Here is a 260-nt window from a genome sequence, read left to right as displayed (position 1 = left end):
AGCGACGAAATCGAGCTGTTAGCCGACGACAGGCCGGTCGACGTGGAGGTCGACAGCGAGGCGACCGAGCTATCGGTGGAGCTCAGGCCGGTCGACAGCGAATTGATACCCGTCGAGGTCGAGGTGGACAGGGAGCTGATCGAGCTGGTTGCCGAGGACAGGCCCGTCGACGTCGACGTCGAGAGCGACGAAATCGAGCTGTTAGCCGACGACAGGCCGGTCGACGTGGAGGTCGACAGCGAGGCGACCGAGCTATCGGT

At 64.2% G+C, this 260-nt stretch carries 1 protein-coding gene; it reads left to right on the top strand.

Translation table 11 applies throughout. The features are described 5' to 3' along the window. On the top strand, nt 1-260 hold a 260-nt coding region (locus DIE23_RS40785; protein WP_311767854.1), incomplete at both ends, for a hypothetical protein.

Source organism: Burkholderia sp. Bp9143, assembly GCF_003853645.1.
GTDB lineage: Bacteria > Pseudomonadota > Gammaproteobacteria > Burkholderiales > Burkholderiaceae > Burkholderia.
Note: the sequence above shows the minus strand (reverse complement) of the source record. Positions and strands in the feature narration are given on the sequence as shown.